Annotated in this window: 16 protein-coding genes and 2 tRNA genes; 13 read left to right on the top strand and 5 right to left on the bottom strand. The window is 72.9% G+C overall.

What is annotated here, in order from left to right:
• The first annotated feature begins 105 nt into the window (after positions 1-105).
• A complete protein-coding gene (locus ABEE00_RS22010) occupies positions 106-1,755 on the top strand; it encodes a long-chain fatty acid--CoA ligase (RefSeq protein ID WP_345747333.1) in 1,650 nt (549 codons plus the stop codon).
• A gap of 84 nt (positions 1,756-1,839) precedes the next feature.
• Here ABEE00_RS22010 and ABEE00_RS22015 read toward each other — a convergent pair whose 3' ends face one another.
• A complete protein-coding gene (locus ABEE00_RS22015; RefSeq protein ID WP_345747334.1) occupies positions 1,840-6,147 on the bottom strand; it encodes a PAS domain-containing protein in 4,308 nt (1,435 codons plus the stop codon).
• Positions 6,148-6,760: 613 nt separating this feature from the next.
• Here ABEE00_RS22015 and ABEE00_RS22020 point away from each other — a divergent pair.
• Both ABEE00_RS22020 and ABEE00_RS22025 read left to right on the top strand, forming a co-directional pair.
• A tRNA-Ser gene (locus tag ABEE00_RS22020) sits at positions 6,761-6,850 on the top strand.
• 172 nt (positions 6,851-7,022) lie between these two features.
• Positions 7,023-7,095: transfer RNA gene (locus tag ABEE00_RS22025), tRNA-Arg, on the top strand.
• A gap of 62 nt (positions 7,096-7,157) precedes the next feature.
• On the opposite strand, the gene ABEE00_RS22030 is transcribed toward ABEE00_RS22025, so the two are convergent.
• The gene (locus ABEE00_RS22030) at positions 7,158-7,595 is read right to left on the bottom strand and encodes an Lrp/AsnC family transcriptional regulator (protein WP_345747335.1); all 438 of its coding nucleotides are present in this window, start codon (positions 7,593-7,595) and stop codon (positions 7,158-7,160) included.
• Positions 7,596-7,678: 83 nt separating this feature from the next.
• On the opposite strand from ABEE00_RS22030, the gene ABEE00_RS22035 reads away from it, so the two are divergent.
• The 4 genes from ABEE00_RS22035 to ABEE00_RS22050 all read left to right on the top strand — a co-directional run bounded on the left by ABEE00_RS22035 (position 7,679) and on the right by ABEE00_RS22050 (position 10,825).
• Positions 7,679-8,479: an AzlC family ABC transporter permease gene (locus tag ABEE00_RS22035; RefSeq protein ID WP_345747336.1), complete on the top strand. Its 801-nt coding sequence runs from the start codon at positions 7,679-7,681 to the stop codon at positions 8,477-8,479.
• Positions 8,472-8,804 carry a branched-chain amino acid transporter permease gene (locus tag ABEE00_RS22040; RefSeq protein ID WP_345747337.1) on the top strand — a complete coding sequence of 111 codons (333 nt, stop codon included), beginning with the start codon at positions 8,472-8,474 and terminating at the stop codon, positions 8,802-8,804. Before ABEE00_RS22035 ends, ABEE00_RS22040 begins: the two co-directional genes overlap by 8 nt.
• Positions 8,805-8,864: 60 nt before the next feature.
• Positions 8,865-9,770 (top strand): LysR family transcriptional regulator, encoded by a 906-nt coding sequence (locus ABEE00_RS22045; protein ID WP_345747338.1) that lies wholly within the window; start codon positions 8,865-8,867, stop codon positions 9,768-9,770.
• An 89-nt stretch (positions 9,771-9,859) separates the two neighbouring features.
• Positions 9,860-10,825, top strand: coding sequence for a DMT family transporter (locus tag ABEE00_RS22050; RefSeq protein ID WP_345747339.1), 966 nt, complete (start codon positions 9,860-9,862; stop codon positions 10,823-10,825).
• Positions 10,826-10,899: 74 nt separating this feature from the next.
• On the opposite strand, the gene ABEE00_RS22055 is transcribed toward ABEE00_RS22050, so the two are convergent.
• A complete protein-coding gene (locus ABEE00_RS22055; protein WP_345747340.1) occupies positions 10,900-11,808 on the bottom strand; it encodes an LLM class F420-dependent oxidoreductase in 909 nt (302 codons plus the stop codon).
• 201 nt (positions 11,809-12,009) lie between these two features.
• On the opposite strand from ABEE00_RS22055, the gene ABEE00_RS22060 reads away from it, so the two are divergent.
• The 4 genes from ABEE00_RS22060 (at position 12,010) to ABEE00_RS22075 (ending at position 17,864) form a co-directional block, all read left to right on the top strand.
• Positions 12,010-12,741 carry a response regulator transcription factor gene (locus ABEE00_RS22060; RefSeq protein ID WP_345747341.1) on the top strand — a complete coding sequence of 244 codons (732 nt, stop codon included), beginning with the start codon at positions 12,010-12,012 and terminating at the stop codon, positions 12,739-12,741.
• A gap of 14 nt (positions 12,742-12,755) precedes the next feature.
• Positions 12,756-14,306 carry a sensor histidine kinase gene (locus ABEE00_RS22065; RefSeq protein ID WP_345747342.1) on the top strand — a complete coding sequence of 517 codons (1,551 nt, stop codon included), beginning with the start codon at positions 12,756-12,758 and terminating at the stop codon, positions 14,304-14,306.
• A 115-nt stretch (positions 14,307-14,421) separates the two neighbouring features.
• Complete coding sequence (locus tag ABEE00_RS22070; RefSeq protein WP_345747343.1) at positions 14,422-15,774, top strand: bifunctional glycosyltransferase family 2/GtrA family protein; 1,353 nt, start codon at positions 14,422-14,424, stop codon at positions 15,772-15,774.
• A complete protein-coding gene (locus tag ABEE00_RS22075) occupies positions 15,771-17,864 on the top strand; it encodes an ArnT family glycosyltransferase (protein WP_345747344.1) in 2,094 nt (697 codons plus the stop codon). The genes ABEE00_RS22070 and ABEE00_RS22075 overlap by 4 nt, the downstream gene beginning before the upstream one ends.
• A 90-nt stretch (positions 17,865-17,954) precedes the next feature.
• On the opposite strand, the gene ABEE00_RS22080 is transcribed toward ABEE00_RS22075, so the two are convergent.
• Positions 17,955-19,076, bottom strand: a complete 1,122-nt coding sequence (locus ABEE00_RS22080; RefSeq protein ID WP_345747345.1) for a protein-L-isoaspartate O-methyltransferase family protein — start codon at positions 19,074-19,076, stop codon at positions 17,955-17,957.
• Between the two features lie 160 nt (positions 19,077-19,236).
• On the bottom strand, positions 19,237-19,437 hold the full coding sequence (locus ABEE00_RS22085) for a hypothetical protein (RefSeq protein ID WP_345747346.1): 201 nt from the start codon (positions 19,435-19,437) through the stop codon (positions 19,237-19,239).
• A 165-nt stretch (positions 19,438-19,602) separates the two neighbouring features.
• Between ABEE00_RS22085 and ABEE00_RS22090 the strand changes: the two genes are divergently transcribed.
• Both ABEE00_RS22090 and ABEE00_RS22095 read left to right on the top strand, forming a co-directional pair.
• Positions 19,603-20,862: a helix-turn-helix transcriptional regulator gene (locus tag ABEE00_RS22090; RefSeq protein WP_345747347.1), complete on the top strand. Its 1,260-nt coding sequence runs from the start codon at positions 19,603-19,605 to the stop codon at positions 20,860-20,862.
• Between the two features lie 11 nt (positions 20,863-20,873).
• On the top strand, positions 20,874-21,239 hold the full coding sequence (locus ABEE00_RS22095) for a hypothetical protein (RefSeq protein WP_345747348.1): 366 nt from the start codon (positions 20,874-20,876) through the stop codon (positions 21,237-21,239).
• Positions 21,240-21,344 lie beyond the last annotated feature (105 nt).

Below are 21,344 nucleotides of genomic sequence, written 5' to 3' on the forward strand. Positions count from 1 at the left end.
CGTGACATACCGTCCGGTCGGTGGCAGGCTTCCGAAGGATGACCTCGTTACTTGTGCGTACGCGGGTGACGGGCGCACCCATCCGCATACTTCGGGAGGCCCCCGGTGCTGAGCACGATGCAGGACGTACCGCTGACCATCTCGCGCATTCTGACCCACGGTTCCACGGTCCACGGCAGTTCGACGATCACCACGTGGACCGGCGGGGGCGAGCCACGGAGGCGTACGTTCGCTGAGTCGGGCGCCCGCGCCGCGCAGCTCGCGCACGCGCTCCGTGACCAGCTCGGGGTCGCCCCCGACGACCGTGTCGGCACCCTGATGTGGAACAACGCCGAGCACGTCGAGGCGTACTTCGCGATCCCCTCCATGGGCGCGGTGCTGCACACCCTCAACCTCCGCCTGCCGGCCGAGCAGTTGGTGTGGACGGTCAACCACGCCGCCGACCGCGTGATCATCGTGGACGGATCGCTGCTGCAACTCCTCGCGCCGCTGCTGCCGCGCATGGACTCGGTGGAGCACGTGATCGTCTCGGGCCCGGGCGACACCTCGGTGCTGGAGGGCGCGGGAGCCTCGGTGCACGCGTACGAGGAGCTCATCGCCGGGCGCTCGACCACGTACGACTGGCCGGAGCTGGACGAGCGCAGCGCGGCCGCGCTCTGCTACACCTCCGGGACGACCGGCGATCCCAAGGGCGTGCTCTACAGCCACCGTTCGGTGTACCTGCACTCGATGCAGGTCGGCATGAGCGAGTCGATGGGGCTGACGGACGCGGACACCTCGATGCCGGTGGTGCCGATGTTCCACGCGAACGCCTGGGGGCTGCCGCACTCCACGTTCCTGACAGGCGTGAGCATGCTGCTCACCGACCGCTTCCTGCAGCCGGGGCCGATCGCCGAGATGATCGAGGCGGAGCGGCCCACGCACGCCGGCGCCGTGCCGACCATCTGGCAGGGACTGCTCGCCGAACTCGGCTCCAAGCCGCGGGACATCAGCAGCCTGCGCACCGTCACCATTGGCGGCTCGGCCGTGCCGCCCAGCATGATCGAGGCCTTCGACGGCTACGGCGTGCGGGTCTGCCAGGCGTGGGGCATGACCGAGACCTCGCCGCTGGGCAGCGTCGCGCACCCGCCGGGCGGCCTCAGCGAGGAGGAGGCGTGGCCGTACCGGGTCACCGCAGGACGCTTCCCCGCCTCCGTCGAGGCCCGGCTCATCGCGCCGGACGGGAGCATCGCCCCGTGGGACGGCGCCTCGCAGGGCGAGCTGGAGGTGCGCGGACCGTGGGTGGCCGCCGCGTACTTCGGCGGGGCCGGTGAGCAGCCGATCCGGCCGGAGGACAAGTTCAGCCCCGACGGGTGGCTGCGTACGGGGGACGTCGGCATGATCACCCCGAACGGCTATCTGACGCTCACCGACCGCGCGAAGGACGTCATCAAGTCCGGCGGCGAGTGGATCTCCTCGGTCGACCTGGAGAACGCGCTGATGGCCCACGACGCGGTCGCCGAGGCCGCCGTCGTCGCCGTCCCCGACGACCAGTGGGGCGAACGCCCGCTCGCCACCGTGGTGTTGAAGGAGGGCGCGGGCGAGGTCACCTACACCGAACTGCGGGCCTTCCTCGGCGAACGGCTGCCGAGCTGGCAGCTTCCCGAGCGCTGGGCGGTGGTGACCGAGGTGCCGAAGACGAGCGTCGGCAAGTTCGACAAGAAGGTGCTGCGCAGCAGGTACGCGGCGGGGGAGCTGGACGTCACGCGGGTCTGACCCGCCTTCTCGCCGGGATCGTACGAAGGGGGTGAAGGGGCACGCGCCCCTTCACCCCCTTTTCGCGCGCGGTCGCGTGCCCGGCTAGCTCGCGCCGATCTTCGTCAGCAGGTCCACGATCCGGGACTGTACGTCCGCGCTGGTGGAGCGCTCGGCGAGGAAGAGGACCGTCTCCCCCGAGGCGAGCCGCGGCAGTTCGTCCTGGTCCATGTCCGCCGACGTGTAGACCACGAACGGGGTGCGGTTGAGCTGCCCGTTCACCCGCAGCCAGTCGATGATCCCGGCACGCCGCCTGCGTACCTGCATGAGGTCCATGACCACGAGGTTGGGCCGGATCTGGCTCGCGGCGTTCACCGCCTCGGCGTCCGTCGGCGCGTGCGCGACCTGCATGCCGCGCCGCTCCAGCGACTGCGTCAGCGCGCCCGCGATGGCCTGGTGCTCCTCCACCAGCAGCACCCGCGGAGGATGCTGCTCGCTGTCGCGCGGCGCGAGTGCCTTGAGCAGCACGGCGGGATCGGCGCCGTACGCCGCCTCCCGCGTCGCCTGCCCGAGCCCGGCCGTGACCAGCACCGGAACCTCGGCCGCCACCGCAGCCGTACGCAGCGACTGGAGCGCGGTCCGGGTGATCGGCCCGGTCAGCGGGTCCACGAAGAGCGCCGCCGGATAGGCCGCGATCTGCGCGTCCACCTCCTCGCGGGAGTTGACGATCACGGGCCGGTAGCCACGGTCGGACAGCGCCTGCTGGGTGGAGTTGTCCGGCTCGGGCCACACCAGCAGCCGCCGCGGGTTGTCCAGCGGCTCGGGCGGCAGCTCGTCGTCGACGCCCTGCGCGAGCTGGAGCCCGCGCCCGTCCGACACCTCGACCGGGCTGTCAGGACCGTCCAGCGGCTCGGGCCCCTCACCGGCACCGGCCTCGGGGGCGCCGATGCTGAACTCCCGCGCGCCGCCCTCGGTCCCCGGCTGGGGCTGCGGCTGGGGCATCGGGCCCGCGCCCTGCTGGGGCTGGCGCGGCGCGACCGCCGAACCGCCGCCGGGAGCCTGCGCCTGCTCCTGCTGTTGGGCCTGCGGCGCCTCCTCGTCCGGCGGCGTCGCCAGCTTGCGGCGGCGCCCCGAACCGGGCTGCGGCGGCGTCGAGGGGGTGGACGGTATGGCGGCGGCCGGCGCCGGAGCGGGCAGCCCGGCCTGCGCCTGGCCCTGCGGCTGCACCGTGCCGTGCCGCCCCGTCTGGCCCGTCGGCCCCTGCTGCCCCGCCTGGTCGAGGCGCTGCGCGAACGGCACGCCCTGCCCGAGCGTGCGCACCCGCGGCCCGGGCCCCGACTCCTCGGCGGGCGCCGGGAGTTCCTGACGACCGTGCTGCTCGGGCAGCGGCCCGCCGCCCAGGATGGGGCTCGCGGCCACCCGCGAGTGCTCACTGCGCGCGGGGGCCGGCGCCTGCTCCTGCCCGTCCTGCTCCGGCTGAGCCTGCTCCGCCTGCGGCTGCTGAGTCTGCGTGGCCGGGGCCTGCTCCGGCTGCTGTACGGGCTGCGGCTGGTCACCCCGCGGCTCGGGCCGCGCGGGCGCCGGGGCCTCGGGCCACTGCTGCGCCGCCTGCGCGTCCTGCTGCCGGGTCATCTGCGCGCCCGCCGTGGCCGGTTCGAGCTCCCGGCCCTCGTACGCGCCGGCCGCCGCCGCCCCGTCCGACAGCGCCTGGCGCGCCTCGTACGGCATCGGCTGCGGCGGTACGGGCTGACCCGGCGCCGCATCGGGCGCGGGACCAGCGGGCTCCGGCGCGGGCGGCAGCGCGAAGGGCCCGGCCGGCGCCGCGGCCTCCCCGCCCTCCTGCGCGGCGGCCTGCGGCCCTGCGGACTGCGGTCCCGCCGGCTGCTGCGGTTCCTGCTGCGGTTCCTGCTGCGGGGGTACGGGCTGCGGCGGCACCGGCTCCATGCGCCCCGGCATCGCGAACGCGGGCCCCGTCGCGCCCTGTTGACCCTCCGCGGCCTGGGCCTCCTCGCCCTGCTGCGCGGCGCCGGGCTCCTGCTGTGCCTGCTGCGCGGCCTCGGCCTCCGCGCGCTCCCGCGCGAGCCGCCGCGCCCTGCGGCTGCCGGGCGGCGGATTCTGCCCGCCGTCCGGAACCTCGGTACCGGGCGCGGGGGTGCCGCCGTCCTGCCGCTCCTCGTCCGGCGCGGCGAGCGCCCTGCGCGCCCTGCGGCCCGAACCCTGCGACGGGACCGGCATGGTGGCCTGATCGACCCCGGCCCCCGGCACGGCACCGGCCTCGGCGCCCTCGGCCGAGGGCAGCGCGAGCGCGCTGCTCCGCGCGCCCGTGTCGCCCGGGGCCGCCTGCTCGTGCTGTTCCTCCGCGGGGCTGGGGCGTCCGCGCCTGCGCCCGGTCGGCTGCCCGGCGCCGGTCTGCTCGGCCTCGGGCTGCATCGTCTCGGGCTGCGTCATCTCCGGCTGCTCGGCGCCGCCGTCCGGGCTGGCGCCCGAACCCCATGCGCCGTCCACACCGTCCACGCCGTGCGCCTCGCCGCCCGCGGCGTGCCGGGCCTCGGTACCCCGTACGGGGCGCCCCGGCACCGGCATCACGGTCGTCTCGCCCTCGCGCTGGCGCGGGAGTTCACCCTCGGCGCCGCCCTCGGCCGCGCCGGCCGGCACCTCGCCCGGGGCCTCGCCGGGCATCGGCCCGACCGCTCCACCCGTGCCGCCCGCGGGGACCTCGGCCCCCGCGCCGTCCGTGCCGTCGGCGCCGCCCCGGACGCCGCCCTGCGTCGCGTCCGGCTGCGCGCCCTCGTTCCGCGCCTGCGTGCCGCCGCCCTGCGTGCCTCCGCCTTGAGTGCCGTCACCACTCGTCGCGTCGCCGCCGGCCGTGCCCTGGCCCGCGCCCTTGGCGCCGGCTGCCTGCGCCGCCCCGGACGCCGCGACCGGCACCTCCAGCACGTACGCGCTGCCGCCCGCGTTGCCCGGCACCTCGTGGGTCTGGAGCACGCCGCCGTGCCGCTGCACGATGCCGCGCACGATGGGCTCGTGCACCGGGCTGCCGCCGCCGTAGGGACCGCGCACCTCGATGCGTACGACCTCGCCGCGCTTCGCCGCCGCGACCACGATCGTCGGGTCCACGCCGGCCGGCGCCGCGACCGGCGCGTTGCCCGTCGCGTCGACCCCGGCCACGTCCGCGATCAGGTGCGCCAGCGCGGTGGACAGCCGCTCCGCGTCCACCTCGGCCTCTATCGGAGGGGCGTGCACAGCGAACTGCGCCCGCCCGGGACCGATCAGCTCGACGGCGCCCTCGACGCCGCTCGCCACCACCGCGTCCAGCGGGGTCGTGACGCGGCGCAGCTTCTCCCGTCCCGCGTCCAGCCGCTGATACCCCAGTACGTTGTCGACCAGGGTGGTCATCCGCGCGTACCCGGCCGCGAGGTGGTGCAGGATCTGGTTCGCCTCGGGCCACAGGTTGCCCGCGGGGTCGGCCGCCAGCCCCGCCAGCTCGTCGCGGAGCTGGTCCAGCGGCCTGCGCAGCGCGTCGTCCAGCACCGCGAGAAGCTGCTCGTGGCGCCCCGCCAGCGCCTCGTACGGACGCCGGTCGGCGAAGGTCAGCACCGCGCCCACGAGCTGCTCGCCGTCCCGCACCGGCGCGGTGGTCATGTCCACCGGGACCGAGCGGCCGTTCTTCGCCCACAGCACCTGGCCGACCTTGACCCGGTGCTTGCGGCCCGACTTGAGCGTGTTGGCGAGCGGCGTCTCCTCGTACGGAAGAGGCGTGCCGTCCGGGCGCGAGTGGTGCACCAGCGGGTGCAGCTCCTGCCCGCCCAGGTCGCCGGCGCGGTAGCCGAGGATCTGCGCGGCGGCAGGGTTGACCAGCACGATCCGGCCCTGGGTGTCCACGCCGACGACGCCCTCGGACGCCGCGCGCAGGATCATCTCGGTCTGCCGCTGCTGGCGGGCGAGTTCGGCCTCGGTGTCGAGCGTGCCGGTCAGATCGCGCACGACCAGCATCAGCAGCTCGTCACCGGTGTACGTGTTGCCGTGCCCCAGCCCGTGGTCGGAGAACGCCGCCTCGAAGGCGGAGGCGTACGGGGTGCGCCCGTCCTCCAGGTTCGCGCTGGTCACCTCGACCGGGAACTGGTTTCCGTCGGTACGCCGCGCGACCATGCGGGTCGGCTTCTGGCGCCCCTGGATCTGCTCGTCCTCGTCCGGCCTGCGCATCGACCCCGGTATCCGCTTCGAGTCGAACTCGGGCAGCAGATCGAGCAGTCCGCGCCCCACGAGCGCGGTGCCCGGAGCCTCGAAGGTCTCCAGCGCGATGGTGTTCGCGTTCACCACCGTGCCGTTGCAGTTCACCAAGAGCAACGCATCGGGCAGTGCGTCGAGTATGGCGGCGAGGCGAGCAGCGCCTCGGGATGGCCTGCTGCTCACGACGACGTTTCCTCCCTGATAACCCCACGGTGCCGGTGACCCGCCGGGCCCGGCCGGACCGGTCACGGCTGCCAGTCTGCCGCTGATCCCGGGCGTGTCACTAGGGGGAGTCTACGGGCAGTGGTCGTCCGCGCGGCGACGGATGTGAGGGAGCAACCCGGGAATCGGCGCCCTTCACCCCAACCCCCGGACGTGCGGCGCGGGTTGGCCCGCGCGCCGCTCCGAGGCCCGCGACGTGCGCATCCGCTCATTCGTGCCAACTCCGCCAACTCGTATGAGGCGCCCTTCGTCCGCAATGTCCGCCGATCCGCGCCGATGCCGGTGCGCCCCGCTCCGCGGACGCGCGGGGGTACGCGGGTACGGCCGTACGACACCCGTCGTCGATACGTATGCAAACGCTTCGAACGCGAGCCGGAGGCGAGCCGGACGCGCGGCGGGCTCGCCTCGTGGCCGCCCCTGGTCCCGTCACGTGGCCGCTCCTGGTCACGGCGGCGAAACGCTTTGCCCGGCGGCGCCACGACCGAGTACTCTGGTCCGCGATTGGAGACGGCCCCCGTGGCTGTGCCATCATCAGCACGCACCGCCGCACCCGCTTCGGGCGCGGATGTTGCATGGAGGCGTCGCCTAGTCTGGTCTATGGCGCCGCACTGCTAATGCGGTTTGGGGTCACCCCCCATCGAGGGTTCAAATCCCTCCGCCTCCGCACAAGATCATCAAGATCCCGGGAACCCCGGCCCACTGGGCCGGGGTTCTTGCGTTCCACGGGTGTTTGCCCAGGTCAGAGGGGTCACGGGGAACGGATTTCGCCTCACAGGCCAGGTCATGTAATGTTGTTCCCGCAACGCCGACGGGGCAAGCAAAACCCCGGAAGCCAAGCGCTCGTAGCTTAACGGATAGAGCATCTGACTACGGATCAGAAGGTTGCAGGTTCGAATCCTGCCGAGCGCGCAGCATGAAGGCCCCGATCGGGAAACCGGTCGGGGCCTTCTTCGTATGCGGTCCTGTGCTGGTCACTCCTCCTTCAGGCGCTTCATCGTCAGGTGGGAGTCGACGCGGGAGACCGCGGGGTGGCCCATCAGTCTGGTGATGAGGAAGCGTTCGTAGGACTCGTGGTCGGGGACCGCTACGCGGATGAAGTAGTCGGGGCGGCCGAACATGCGGCGGAACTCCACCACCTCCTCGTACGACTCGACCGTCTCCTCGAACTCCTCGACGGTGCTGAGGTTGTTCACGCCGATCTCCACCGCGACCACCACCTCCACGCCCCGGCCCGCCGCCACGGGGTCCACGCGCGCCCGGTAGCCGGTGATGATGCCGGCGTCCTCCAGGCGCTTCACGCGGCGCAGGCAGGGGGGCGGGGTGAGGCCGACGCGCTTGGCGAGCTCGACGTTGGAGAGACGGCCGTCCTGCTGGAGTTGATACACAATTTCGCGGTCGAGGGCATCCATGGGGCCATGATTGCGCAGATGGCTTGATCTTGGGTAGCGATCGGTAACCCTATTTCGCGGTCTGCTCAATAAAATTTCTTGGTATGGGAACGACTGTGGAGACCGCTGAGGCCCTTGGGGAGGCCACCGGGCGACCCCCGGAGCGGCGAGGGGGAAGTGATCTGGCGCTGGCCTTCAGGGACACCAGTTCCGTGGGGCTCGGGCTGGTGCCGCTGGGGATCGCGTTCGGGGTGCTCGTGGTGCACTCGGGGCTTGCGTGGTGGTGGGCGGCGGCCTGCACCGCGCTGGTGTACGCCGGATCGCTGGAGTTCCTGCTGGTGGGGCTCGTGGTGGCGATGGTGCCGCTGTCGCAGATAGCCGTCACCGCGTTCCTGGTGAACTTCCGGCACGTGTTCTACGCGCTCTCCTTCCCGCTGCACCGGGTGCGGGGCGCCGCGGGGAAGGCGTACAGCACGTTCTCGCTCACGGACGAGACGTACGCGCTGACCGCGGCGGAGAAGCCGGAGCGGCTGAGCGGGGCGCGGATCCTGTGGATGCAGCTCTTCTGCCACGTGTACTGGGTGGCGGGCGCGGTCGCCGGCGCGCTGCTCGGCGGGCTGATACCCGACAGCGTGGTCGGCCTCGACTTCGCGCTGACCGCGCTGTTCGTGGTGCTGGCCATCGACGGGATCAAGGCCGGGCGCGATGTGCCCACGCCGATCCTGGCGCTGCTCAGCTCGCTGGTCTCGCTGGTGCTCGCGCCGAGCCAGATGCTGGTGACGGCGATGGCGCTGTTCCTCGTCTCGCTGGTGGTGCGGTACGGGCTGCGCCGTGCGCGCGGCGTCGACGAGAAGACCCTGGAGCAGGAAGAAGAAGAGGAAGAAGGGGGTGTCGTGCGTGCCTAGTACCGGGTATCTGCTGGCGGCCGTGGGGGTCGCCGCCGCCGTGACCTGGGGGCTGCGGGCGCTGCCCTTCGCGGCGCTGGCCCCGCTGCGGGAGTCGCCGGTCGTGCACTTCCTCAGCACGCACATGCCGGCCGGCGTGATGGTGGTGCTGGTCGTGTACTCGCTGCACGGCGCGGAGTTCACGAAGCCCCCGTACGGCGCTCCGCTGGGGATCGCGCTGCTGGTGACCGTCGGACTGCACCTGTGGCGGAAGAACGCGGTGCTCAGCATCATGGCCGGCACCGCCGTGAACGTACTCCTGGCCAGCACGGTGTTCGCGAGCTGAGTGTGCGCGCTTCGCGCAGTGAGAGCGTGCGGTTTCAGCGGGTGTGCTAAACACGTCTGAATGATCGACTGGGATCTCCGCAAGTTCCGGGTGCTGCGCGAGCTGGAGCGGCAGGGGACGGTGACGGCCGCGGCCGCCGCGCTCTCGCTCACGCCGTCCGCCGTCTCGCAGGCGCTCACCTCGTTGTCCAAGCAGGTGGGCGCGCCGATCGTGGAGCCCGAGGGGCGGCGGGTGCGGCTGACCGAGGTCGCGCACGTGCTGCTGCGGCACGGGGAGGCGGTGTTCGCGCAGCTCGAGCAGGCCGAGGCGGATCTGGAGGAGCATGTACGGGGCGATGCGGGGCTCGTGCGCATCGGCTCCTTCGCCACCGGCGTCGGCACGCTGGTGACGCCGGCGCTCGAGCTGCTGCGCACGGCGCGCCCCGGGCTGCGGGCGCAGGTCTGCGAGGCCGAGGCGGCCGAGGTCTTCGAGCTGCTGGAGCGGGGCGAGATCGACGTGGCGCTGTCCCTCGCGGCGCAGGAGGAGACCGAGTCGGACCGCAAGTTCACGCGCTTCCCGCTGCTGGCCGACCCGCTGGACGCGGCGCTCCCCGCGGGGCACAGGCTGGCGGACGAGCCCCGGCTGCGGCTCTCCCAACTGGAGGAGGAGCCCTGGGTGCTGGGCTCCTCCGGGCCCTGGCGGGAGATCACCCTCGCGGTGTGCGCTGGCGCCGGTTTCGTGCCGCGGGCCGCGCACACGGCGGTGGACTGGGGCGCGATCCTCTCCCTCGTACAGGCCGGGCTCGGGGTCGCGCTCATCCCGCGCCTCGTGGACGCGCGGCGGGACGGCGTGGCGGTGCGGGTGCTGTCGGAGGACCGGCCGCGGCGGCACGTGGTCGGCGCCGTGCGGCGTGGCTCGGAGAAGGCGCCGAAGCTGCGTGAGGTGGTGCGGTGTCTGCGGCGGGCGGCCGAGGAGCGGGCCGGTTGAGGGCCGGCACCTGTTGTTCAGTGTGACTGAACAGTGCCTGCTGTTTCTTTAGATAGACGTGAAACGCCTTGCCGTTCAGGCTGGTTGGCATGACCACTGTCGCCACACCCCCTGTCACCGCCCCCGCCCCCGCTCCCGCTCCCGCCCCCGCCCGTTCGCGGCACGTCGTACGCGGGATGGCGCTGGCGACCGCCGCCACCGCCATCTGGTCGGGGAACTTCGTGATCGCGGACGGGATGGCCGGGTCCATTCCGCCCGTGCAGCTCGCCTTCTGGCGGTGGGTGATCGCGCTGGTGGCGGTGCTGCCCTTCGGGGCGCGGAGTCTGTGGCGGGAGCGCGCGGCGGTACGGGGCGGCCTCGGGTTCATCGCGGTGGCCGCGCTGCTGGGCGTGACCCTCTTCAACACGCTGATCTACGTGGCGGGGCAGAGCAGCCCCGCGACCAACCTCGCGCTGATCGCCGCGGCCGCGCCGGTCGTGATCGGGATCGGGGCGCGGCTGATGTGGCGCGAGCGTATGGGCGCGGCGCGCTGGACCGGCACCGCGCTGGCCCTCGTGGGGATCGTGGTGCTGCTCGGCAAGGGGTCGCCGGCGGCGCTGTTCGGGGCGGGGTTCGCGAGCGGTGATCTGTGGATGGTCGCGGCGATGGGCACCTTCGCGGCGTACAGCCTGCTGCTGCGGCGCAAGCCGGAGGGGATCTCGGGGCTGAGCCTGCTGCTGTCCACCTTCGCGCTGGGCACGCTCTTCCTGGCGCCGGTGTACGGGGCCGATGTGGCGGTGCACGGCGGGTTCACCGCTGACGCCGGGACGGTCGGGGCGCTGCTCTATGTGGGCGTGGCGTCCTCGGCGATGGCGTACTTCGCGTGGAACAAGGCGATCGCGCTGGTCGGCGCGGCGCGGGCCGGGGTCGTGTACTACCTCCAGCCGGTGATGGTCGCCGCGCTCTCCTTCTTCGCGCTGGGCAACCCGGTGAGCGCGGTGCAGATCGTGAGCATGGCGCTGGTGATCGCGGGGGTGGCGCTGGGGGCGCGGTCGGCGCGGGCCGCGCGCGGCTGAGAACGCGAACGGGCGCGGTTGCCGGGGAGTGGGCAGAGGCCCGCTCCCCGGCGCGCATCGAAGCTCCGGCGGCCTCACCGCCCCAGCGGCAGTGCCTCCGCGAGGTCGCGCCACTCCTGGAGGGGGAGGTCGGTCCAGGGCTCGCACGTCACGGACTGGAGGGCGACGTGGTCGGCGCCCGCGGCGTGGAAGGCGTCCACGCGCGCCCGCACCCGCTCCGCGTCGCCGAGCGCGAAGACCGCGTCCAGCAGGCGGTCGCTGCCGCCGCCCGCGAACTCCTCCTCCTGGAAACCCAGCCTGAGCAGGTTGTTCGTGTAGTTGGGCAGCGCCAGATAGCGGGCGAGATAGGCGCGGGCGGTCTCGCGTGCGCGCGGGAGGTCGGTGTCCAGCACGACCTTCAGCTCGGGTGCCAGCACCGGGCCCTCGCCCAGGAGTTCGCGGGCGGAGCCGACGTGCTCCTCGGTCACCAGGTACGGGTGGGCGCCCGCCGCGCGGTCGCGGGAGAGCTCCAGCATCTTCGGGCCGAGCGCGGCCAGCACGCGGTTGCCCGCGGGCACCGGTACGGGCGCGGAGTCCAGGGCGGTCAGGTACTCGCGCATCGCCGAGTACGGCTTCGCGTACTGCGGGGCGAGGGGGCCGTGGCTGACGCCGATGCCGAGCAGGAAGCGGTCGCGGTGCGCGGGCTCCAGCTCGGCGGTCCGCGCGGCCACCTCCTGCGCCGTGTGGTCCCAGATGCTGAGGATGCCGGTGGCGACCGTGCTGCGGCGGGTGGCCCGCAGCAGGTCGCGGGCCTGGCCGACGCTGGGGTTGCCGCCCAGCCACAGCGTTCCGTACCCGAGTTCGTCGAGCTCGGCCGCCGCCTCGGCGATCTCCGTCGCCGAGGGACCCGACTCCGTGCCGCCGCGGCCGCCGGTGCGCAGCGCGGCGCTCCAGATGCCGACGGGGCCGAGGTCCTTGGCGGTGAAGGGCGTGGGGTTCGTCATGGTGCGGTCAGCTCCTGGGGCTGTGGCGATATTCCGTACGAGGGGTGTTCCGTACGAGGGGTGTTCCGTACCGGCGGAGGCATGCGGTCCGTGCGGGGCCCCGCGGGGGCCGTACGGGCGGGGTACGGGTGCCCGCGGTTCTCAGGGGATTCACAGGCACACCACAGGCGTTTCTCAGCGCCCGGCCACACGCTGGTGGACATGAAGGAGTCACCTGCGTCCGACGGTCTGCGCAGGCCGGACGGCAGCCCTGTCCGTGTGCTGGTGGTGGACGACGAGCCCTCGCTCACGGACCTGCTGTCGATGGCACTGCGGTACGAGGGCTGGGAGGTCAGGTCGGCGGGGGACGCCGGGAGCGCGCTGCGCACCGCGCGCGAGTGGCGCCCCGACACCGTGGTGCTCGACGTGATGCTGCCCGACATGGACGGGCTGAGCCTGCTGCACAGGGTGCGCGGCGAGGTGCCCGACGTGCCGGTGCTGTTCCTGACGGCCAAGGACGCGGTGGAGGACCGGATCGCGGGGCTGACGGCGGGCGGCGACGACTACGTGACCAAGCCGTTCAGCCTGGAGGAGGTCGTGGCCAGGCTGCGCGGGCTGCTGCGCAGGGCGGGCGCGGCCTCGCAGCGCAACGCGTCGCTGCTGACCGTCGGCGACCTCGTGCTGGACGAGGACACCCACGAGGTGAGCAGGGGCGGGCACGAGGTGCGGCTCACCGCGACCGAGTTCGAGCTGCTGCGCTTCCTGATGCGCAATCCGCGCCGGGTGCTGAGCAAGGCGCAGATCCTCGACCGGGTCTGGAACTACGACTTCGGCGGCCAGGCCAACGTGGTCGAGCTCTACATCTCGTACCTCCGCAGGAAGATCGACGCGGGCCGGGAGCCGATGATCCACACGAGGCGGGGAGCGGGCTATCTGATCAAGCCCGCGGTCTGAGGCGGGCGCACCGGATGACCGCGCGCCCGAGGGCCTCCCGCTTCCGCAAGCGCGCGCCGCGTTCGCCGCGTTCGCTGCGGGCCCGGCTGGTGCTGGCCTGCGTGGCGCTGGTGGCCGTGGTGGCCGCGGTGATCGGGACGGTGACGAGCATCGCGCTGCACTCGTACCTGGAGAGGCAGCTCGACAAGCAGCTCGAGGACGTGTCGCGGCGCGCGGTGGGCCCGCCGGGCCACGTACGCCCTCCGGGCCTCGGCGACCTGGGGTTCCTGACGCTCGGCGGTCAGCCCGTCGGCACGGTCGGGGCGGTGGCCGACGCGGGGAGCGGCGAGGTCACCGAGGCGCGGATCAGCGTGCAGACGTCGACCGGCCACCAGAAGCCCCGGGTCACGGCGGAGGACCTGGGCGCCGAACAGGCCGCCGCGCTCGCCTCGGTGCCGCGGGACGGCGAGCCGCACACCGTCGTGCTGCCCGGCAAGGGTCCGTACCGGGTGCAGGCGGTGTCCTCCCAGGACGTCCGGGGCGGCGAGGGCGGCCGGGGCGGTCAGGGCGGTGAGCTGCTGGTCGGGCTGTCGATGCACACCGTCGTCGACACCGTGAACACCATGATCCTCACCGAGGTCTGCGTGACCGCCGGAGGGCTGGTCGCCGCCGGGATCGCCGGTGCGGCCTCGGTACGGCTCGCGCTGCGACCGCTGCGGCGGATGGCGCAGACCGCGGGCCGGGTGTCCGAACTCCCGCTGCACCAGGGCGAGGTGCGGCTGCGCGAGCGGGTGCCCGAGCGCGACACCGACCCGCGCACCGAGGTCGGCCAGGTGGGCGCCGCGCTCAACAGGATGCTGGGGCACGTGGGTTCGGCGCTGGCCGCGCGGCACGAGAGCGAGACGCGGGTGCGGCAGTTCGTCGCGGACGCCGGGCACGAGCTGCGTACGCCGCTGGCCTCGATCCGCGGGTATGCGGAGCTCACCCACCGCGGCCACGAGGAGACCGGGCCCGACACCCGGTACGCGCTCTCCCGCATCGAGTCGGAGTCCTCCCGCATGTCGGGGCTGGTCGAGGACCTGCTGCTGCTCGCGCGGCTGGACGCGGGGCGCCCGTTGGAGCGCGCGGAGACCGACCTCGCGCGGCTCGTGCTGGACGCGGTCAGCGACGCGCGGGCCGCGGGGCCCGAGCACCGCTGGCGGCTGGACCTCCCCGAGGAGCCGGTCGCCGTGTGCGGTGACGCCGAGCGGCTGCACCAGGTGCTGGTGAATCTGCTGGCCAACGCCCGCACGCACACGCCGGAGGGTACGGTCGTGACGGCGCGGGTGCGGAGCGCGGGCCCGCAGGCCGTTGTGGAGGTCGAGGACGACGGGCCCGGCATTCCCGCCGAGACCCTGCCGTACATCTTCGAGCGCTTCGCGCGCGGCGACGCCTCGCGGTCCAGGGCACACGGCAGTACGGGGCTCGGGCTCGCGATCGTGCAGGCCGTGGTGGGCGCGCACGGCGGGACGGTGGGTGCGGACAGCGCGCCGGGCCGCACGGTGTTCACGGTCACGCTGCCGGTGGAGGGGCCGAGCGACACCTGAATTCCCCCGCCGCATTCCTCCTCCCCCCCGCCGCATTTCCCCGTCGCGCCGGCTCACAGGCGGCGCACAGCCTCAGCACAACGGCCTGACAGGGCGGTTGACGAGCGTCGGCATCATGCGAACCGACACTCACGGATCCGCCGGCGGCCTCCCCGCCCGGCGCCATCTGCCCGCGCTCGCGGCCCGCGACGCCTCGGCCGCCACCGTTCTGGACGTGGTGGTACCCGTCTACAACGAGGAGGCCGGGCTCGCCGACTGCGTCGAGCGCCTGCACGCCTTTCTGACCGGCACGTTCCCGTACGGCTTCCGGATCACCGTCGCGGACAACGCGAGCGTGGACGGCACCCCGCGCGTGGCGGGCGAACTCGCGGGCCGCTACCCCGAGGTGCACGTCGTACGCCTGGAGCAGAAGGGGCGCGGGCGCGCGCTCAAGGCGGTGTGGAGCGCCTCGGACGCGCCGGTCCTCGCCTACATGGACGTGGACCTGTCCACCGACCTCAACGCCCTGCTCCCGCTGGTCGCGCCGCTCGTCTCCGGGCACTCGGACGTGGCCATCGGCTCCCGCCTGTCGCGCAGTTCGCGGGTGGTACGGGGGCCGAAGCGGGAGTTCATCTCGCGCTCGTACAACCTGCTGCTGCGGCGGTCGCTGGCCGCCGGGTTCAGCGACGCGCAGTGCGGGTTCAAGGCGATCAGCGGGGACGTGGCGCGCAGGCTGCTGCCGCTGGTCGAGGACACCGGGTGGTTCTTCGACACCGAGCTGCTGGTGCTGGCCGAGCGCGCCGGGCTGCGCATCCACGAGGTGCCGGTCGACTGGGTGGACGACCCGGACAGCAGGGTGGACATCGTGCGCACGGCCCTGGACGACCTGAAGGGCATGTGGCGGGTGGGGCGTGCGCTGGCCACCGGCGCGCTGCCGCTGGACCGGCTGAGCCGCCCGTTCGGCGACGACCCGAGGGACAGGCAATTGGCGGATGTCCCACGCGGGTTGGCGCGCCAGCTCGTCGGCTTCTGCGTGATCGGCGGGCTGAGCACGCTGTTCTTCCTCGCCCTCTATTCGCTGTTCCGTACGGGCATGGGCCCGCAGCTCGCCAACGCGCTCGCGCTGCTGGTCTCCGCGCTGGCCAACACCGCGGCGAACCGGCGCCTCACCTTCGGCGTGCGCGGCAGGGAACGCGCGGTGCGCCACCAGGCGCAGGGTCTGCTCGTGTTCGCCATCGGGCTGGTGCTCAGCAGCGGTTCGCTGGCCGCGCTCGACGCGGCGGCGCCCGACGCCTCGCACGGGACCGAGCTCGCGGTGCTGATCGCGGCGAACCTGGCGGCGACGGTGCTGCGCTTCATCCTGTTCCGGATCTGGGTGTTCGCGGGGGCCGACGGGGACGGGGCGTACGACCGGGACGCGGCGGGCGATGCCGACGGAGCCGCCGACACCGCCTCCAACACCGCTGACAGGGAACGGACTTCCGCATGACGACCACCGCCTCCCACCCGACGGCGGCCGCGCCGGAGAGCCCGTCGCGCACCACCGAGGCCCCGCGCCCCCGCTGGGAGCGGCCCGCCTTCTGGGCCCTCCTCGCGGTCGCCGCCGCGCTGTACCTGTGGGGCCTCGGCGCCTCCGGGTACGCCAACTCCTTCTACTCCGCCGCGGCCCAGGCGGGCGCGGCCGACTGGAAGGCGATGCTCTTCGGCTCGCTCGACGCGGGCAACGCGATCACCGTGGACAAGCCGCCGGCCGCGCTGTGGCCGATGGCGCTCTCGGTACGCCTCTTCGGCCTCGGCTCCTGGCAGATCCTGGTCCCGCAGGCGCTCATGGGCGTCGCCTCCGTCGGCGTGCTGTACGCGGCCGTGCGCCGCCGCACGGGGCCTGCCGCCGGACTGCTCGCCGGCGCCCTGCTCGCGCTCACCCCGGTCGCGGCGCTGATGTTCCGCTTCAACAACCCCGACGCGCTGCTCGCCCTGCTCATGGTCACCGCGCTCTATCTGGTGGGGCGCGCCGTGGAGGACGGCCGCACGCGCTGGCTGGTGCTCGCGGGCCTCTGCTTCGGCTCGGCGTTCCTGGTCAAGACCCTCCAGGCGTGGCTGATCCTGCCGGTCGCCGCGGTCGTGTACCTGGTGTGCGGGCCGCACCGCTGGCTCCGCCGTACCGGCCAACTGCTCTGGGCCGGGCTCGCGGTGCTGGTCTCCTGCGGCTGGTGGGTGGCGCTCGCCGAACTGTGGCCCGCCTCCTCGCGCCCGTACGTGGGCGGCTCGCAGAACGACAGCTTCCTGGAGCTGACCCTCGGCTACAACGGGCTCGGCCGGATCACCGGCGACGAGGCCGGCAGCGTCGGCGGGGGAGGCGGCCCCGGTGGTGGCCCTGGCGGCCCTGGCGGTGGTGGCGGCATGTGGGGGCAGACCGGTCTTGGACGGCTGTTCAACGAGTCGATGGGCGGCCAGATCTCGTGGCTGCTCCCCGCCGCGCTGGTGCTGCTCGCCGCGGGCCTGGTGCTGACGCGGAGGGCGGCGCGCACCGACGTCGTGCGGGCCCAACTGCTGCTGTGGGGCGGCTCGTTGGTGATGACCGCTGTGGTCTTCAGCTTCATGTCGGGGATCTTCCACGAGTACTACAACATCGCGCTGGCCCCCTATATCGCCGCTGTGGTGGCGATGGGCGCGGTGCTCCTGTGGCGGGAGCGGCGCCATGTCGCGGCGCGCGCCGTGCTGGCCGCCGTGCTGGCGCTCACCGTGGTGTGGGCGTACGTCCTGCTGGGCCGCGCCGACGGCTGGCTGCCGTGGCTGCGCTGGGCGGTACTGGCCGGCGGACTGGCCGCGGCCGCCGGGCTGCCGGCCGTACGGGTGCTGCCGCGGCGTGTGTGCGCGGGCGTCGCCGTGCTGGCCCTGGTCGCCGGGGTCGCGGGGCCTGCCGCGTACACCGTCAGCACGGTCGGTACGCCGCACACGGGCTCCATCGTGACGGCGGGGCCCTCGACGGGAGGCGGCCCCGGCGGAGGTCCGGGCGGCGGTCCCGGGGGAGGTCCCGGCGGGGGCGGGCCGCCGAAGATGCCGGGCAAGGGCGGCTTCCCGGGCAAGGCCGGAGCCAACGGTCCCGGTAAGGGCATGCGGCCCCCGGGCGGCGGCAAGGGCGCCAACTCCCCCTCGCAGCACGGCGCGAAGGGAGCCAAGACGCCCGGCGGAGGAGGCCCCGGCGGCATGGGCGGCCTGCTCAACGGCGCCCAGGTCTCCGCGAAGGCCAAGAAGCTGCTGGTCCAGGACGCCGACAAGTACACCTGGGCCGCCGCGGGGATCGGCTCGCAGAACGCCGCCAGCTACCAACTGGCCACCGGCAAGCCCGTGATGGCGATCGGCGGCTTCAACGGGAGCGACCCGTACCCGACGCTCGCGCGGTTCCAGCGGTACGTGGCCGAGGGGAAGATCCACTACTTCCTCTCGGGCTCCGGCGGCGGCCCCGGCAACCAGGGCACCGCGAAGAAGATCACCTCCTGGGTGGCCGCGCACTACACCAAGGTGACCGCGGGCGGCGCGACGTTCTACGACCTGACGGAGCCCAAGAGCGGGGAGTGAGCGGTCGGTTGAGCGTGGGTCCGGCGTTCGTCGTCGGGCCCACGCGCCGTCTGCCGCTCGCCCGGGGGAGACAGAGCGGCAGACGAGCTGTCAGCCGCGTCCGTGGGGCACGGTGAGTTTGTAGGCGGGGTTGTCCAGCCAGATGGTCTCGTGGCCGTCGTCGGTCACGGTCAGGCCGAAGCGTTCGCGTACCGGTCTGTCCAGCTCCCGCCAGCGCCCGAAGGCGTGCTCGACCTCGTCCCAGAGCCGACGCGGTCCGTACTGCTCGACCGCATAGCGCTGGGCATCGGGCTCGTACTCCACCGTCGCCCAGGACTCCCAGTCATCGGCCAGCACCCAGTACGTTGCCGACTCGTCCCCCTCCTTGTCGGACCGCACCATCACCGGGTACGCGTCCGGGACCAGGCGGGAGATGAAGAACTCCGCGTCCGCGCTGTCCTCAATCGCCCACGGGTTCAGCGTGGTTGAGGAGGGGTGTCCCGCCTGGCCCTGGTAGACGTCGGAGATGGCGCCGGTGCGGCCCCGGTGCGTACGCGCCCACATGAAGGCCGGGTTCCCGGAGAACTGGCCGTGCGCCTCGCGTCCTCGTTTCTTCAAGGTCAGGTACGAGTAGCTGTGGAAGCTGCTGCCGTACGGCGTGACCAGGCGTCCTTCGTCGCGGAGGTGGCGCAGCAGAACGCCGGGGATACGGCGCAGCGTGCAGGTGCCGAGGATGCGGTCGAAGGGGGCGCCGCTCGGCGGCTTCTCCAGCGCGTCCCCGAGCGCCAGTTCCGGGTGCAGCCGGGCCTTGTCCAAGGCGGCTGTGGCGGCCCTGAGCACCACCGGGTCCACCTCGCTGCTGACGACGTTCCCGTCGCCGAGCCGGTAGGCCAGCCAGGCGGCCATGTAGCCGGCACCCGTGCCGATCTCCCACACCCGCATCCCGTCGTGGACGTCGAGCAGCGCCAGCATCTCCAGCATGGCCGAGGGCTTGGACGAGGAGGCCGTGGGCACTCCGGGCCCGTCTTCGGCGCCGTCGTCGTACTGCGTGACGATCGGTGCGTCGGAGTACACCACCGCACGCCAGGCGGCTGGTTCTGCCTTGTAGTCGAGGTCTCCGAATCGCTTCGGAACGAAGAGTGCGCGGTCCACGGCGGCCACGCTCTCCTCCCAGCCGGGCGGGATGGCTCCCGCCGTGGCCAGGTCCTTGTGCAGGTCTCCCAAGCTCCGCATCACGACCATCCTCACTGCTGTGGCGGGTGCGGCTTGGACACGTCCTGCGGCGGCTTGTCCCGGTGCCCGTCCGAGCTGGACGTGTCGGGCTTACCGGAGTGGTCTCCGCCCTTTTTCTCGCCCATCTTCATGCTCCTTTCAGTGGTGGGAACGTACGCACTCAGCCACGCCGATCCCTCTTGCACCAGGCGCACCGGCAGGACGGGTACCGCATGGGGTTGGCGGCCACGTCCGCGTCCACCTGACCTTCGCTGAAGACCTTGGAGCGGCCCGGACGTACGACGCCGTTCGCTGTCACGACGTACACCCGGATCGTCATGCGCGAAGGGGTGTCGCTCGACCTGGCCCTCTGCGTCTCCACGACCGCACCTCTCCCTTGCCGGCCCCGTTCTGCCGGTGACAACAGCCATGCAACCGCCAGGAGTTGGCGCGAACCACGTCATCCGTGAAGCAGGCTGGGGACATTGCTGGGACATGTGGCCTGTGGCCTGGGCAGAAACCGGCGCTACGGGAGAAGGTGGACCGCATGGGCCTTGCGAAGGCGCGGAAAGCTCAGGGCTACAGCCAGGAGGAGCTGGCGCATGCGGTAGGCGTCGACCGGCGCACCGTGGGCCGTTGGGAGCGGGGAGACTGCGAGATCCAGCCGCCCCTGCGCCGCAAGCTGGCCGGAGTGCTGCACGTCACTCTCGCCGAGCTCGACACCCTGTTGAAGCAGCCACAACCCTGTCCCCAGGAGTCCGCGGGCCCACCGCCCAGCGACGACCACGCCTCGGGGAGCATCGACGACATGATCCGACGCGCATTCCTTCGCGCCCTCGCCGTGACAGGCACTCTCGCCGCCCTGCCTGCCGAAGAGGCCGGGGCTTTGGCCGAAGGAACAGGCCGGGGTGCCCCCGTGGACTTTCTGCGGATGAACGAGCACCTGTGGCAGGTGTACCAACTCGCCCGCACCAAGAGCAGCGTCTACCCCGTCGTACGGGAACAGCTCGCATCCATGAGCCGCACCCTGCGTACCGCCTCCAGCGCGCAGGCCGGAACGCTGTGCAACGCGGCGGGAGACCTCTTCCAACTCGCCGGAGAGCTGGCATTCGACGGCAACCGCTACACGGACGCGGCGTCTTCCTACTCCCTCGCCGCTTCCGCGAGCAAGGACGCAGGTTCCTTCGACCTGTGGGCATGTGCACTGGTCCGGCACGCGTACGTGGACATGTCCAGCGGCCAGTACGAAGAGGCCGCCGACATACTGACCGCAGCGGAGCGAGTCGCCCGGCGAGGGGACAGCACGCTCTCAACCCGCCACTGGGTCGCCTCAGTTCAGGCCGACGCGTACGCAGGGCTCCAGGACCTGGGCTCCTGTGAGCGCGCGCTCGACAAGGCCGAGGAGGTGACTCACCTGGACAGCTCGGCGCACAACGGCGGCTGGCTCCGCTTCGATGGTTCTCGCCTGGCGGAGGAGCGCGGGGCTCGGTACGTACAGCTCGGCCGGCTCGACCTCGCCGAACGGGCGCTCACCGACGCGCTGGACCAAGGCGCCCTGGCCCAGGGGCATTTCTACCGTCGACGGGGCGCGGTCCTGACCGACCTGGCAGCGATCGGAGCCAAGCGGAAAGACCCGGATCAGGTGGCCGCGTACGGGTACGAGGCGGTGCGACTGGCGCGCGAATCCGGCTCCGGATACGTCGCCCGTAGACTCCGGAAACTACGAGACGATCTCGGCCCCGTCAGCCGCAATGATCGAGTCGCGGAGCTGAGCGACGAGATCGCCGCGCTGAGCACGACGCGTTGAGAGGATTTGGCATGCCCGAGACCGATGGTGCGCGAGTGTTCCGGGAGGCGTGGATCGCGGGCGTGCGCAAGCACTTCCCCGGTGAGCCGAAGCCCGGCTACGTGGCGCCCTGGGAGGAGACCCCGGAGTGGGAGCGCCAGGCGGCCGGGGCCGTGTACGAGCAGGTGCGCCAGTTCCTCGCCCTCAGCGCGGGGAACGCGTCTCGGCTCTCTCGCGAGCAGAAGGGCCGCTTCGTCGCGATCAGCTGGACGGCGCAGATGTACAAGCACTTCGGGGACCCGAAGCCCGCGTACGTCGCCGACTGGCCCGACCTGCCGGACTGGCAGAAGGAGACGGACTCCGACATCTTCGAGGCCATCGCGGACTCCGTGGAGTAGCGCTCCGTTGTCGCGGGCCCACCACGGACCACGGGCCTCACGAGCATGAGTACCAGGTCAGAAGGGTCGCCCCTCCCGGAGGGGCGGCCCTTCTGCGGTCGGGTC

Origin of the sequence: Streptomyces odontomachicola (assembly GCF_039605595.1) — a bacterium.
GTDB lineage: Bacteria > Actinomycetota > Actinomycetes > Streptomycetales > Streptomycetaceae > Streptomyces.